Annotated in this window: 1 protein-coding gene; it reads right to left on the minus strand. The window is 57.1% G+C overall.

Annotation, left to right across the window (positions count from 1 at the left end; all coding sequences use genetic code 11):
• The coding region (locus GQF01_RS02430; protein WP_161405296.1) for a hypothetical protein at positions 1–240 on the minus strand (240 nt) is incomplete at both ends.

Raw genomic sequence — 240 nt, forward strand, 5'->3', positions numbered from 1 at the left:
TATCCAATTGATCCTGCGTGTAATTGCTCGCGTTATTAAGTATTTGCTGCGCCGTATTGGACGCGGTCTGCAGTGCGTTGCGCGTCCCCGCTGAGGCCTGCCCCACGTTCACCCCTTCTGGATGATCCGTCAACGCCTGCTGCGCCACCGTGATCGCCGCGCCCAGCGCTGTCGGAATGCCTGCTTGTATAACGGCGGCATTAAACACTTGAACCGCTGAGTTTAACTGGTTAACGGCAG

Origin of the sequence: Paenibacillus silvestris (assembly GCF_009882985.1) — a bacterium.
Classification (GTDB): Bacteria; Bacillota; Bacilli; order Paenibacillales; family NBRC-103111; genus Paenibacillus_E; species Paenibacillus_E silvestris.